A 624-nucleotide genomic window follows, 5' to 3' on the forward strand; every position below is an offset into this window, starting at 1 on the left:
TGTCTTTGAAGCGCACGGCGCGAAGGTCAAACGGCTCGGCACCCCTGTCGGGCAATTCCGATAATGCTGTAGCTGCTGCAGCGTACTTAAAGTCGGTCGGAAGATATTTTTCCGGTTGCCCGGACGTAATTTTCCAAACTCCGGGGAAAATTTTCTCCACCTTTTGCGCCCTGAGTACACAGACTGACAGGAGGCTACAAATAATTGACAAAACAATTCTTTTTTTCATCTTACCTATTCTATTCTATTTTTATTTTATTATTATCATCCCAATTCTTTTTCAATTTGCTCCAGCGACTTGTTTTTGGTCTCCGGCAACACGAAATATAAAATGATGAAACCGACGAAGCAAATGACGCCATAGAGCCAGAAATTATTCGCCCAACCGAGATTTTCCCTGATAGTCGGAAAAGTGAAAGTGAGCGAGAAATTGCCTATCCACAGTACAAAAGCCGACAACGACATGGCTGCGCCCCGCACACGATTCGGAAAAATCTCCGACAAAATCACCCACACGATGGGCGAAAACGTAAGCGCATACACCGCTACATTCAGCAAGGTGAACACGACTATCCAAACGCCCGTGATTTCCTGCGAAAACAGAAAACCGATAATACCGTAGAT

The 624-nt window shown here is 45.0% G+C and carries 2 protein-coding genes; both read right to left on the bottom strand.

Annotated features, from left to right (window positions below; translation table 11 throughout):
• A partial coding sequence (locus tag ASC50_RS07135; protein ID WP_158648346.1) for a hypothetical protein occupies window positions 1-229 on the bottom strand: 229 nt, incomplete at its 3' end.
• 35 nt (window positions 230-264) lie between these two features.
• Window positions 265-624: MFS transporter (locus ASC50_RS03200; RefSeq protein ID WP_158648347.1), on the bottom strand; the 360-nt coding region annotated here is incomplete at its 5' end.

Source organism: Candidatus Symbiothrix dinenymphae, from assembly GCF_001431085.1.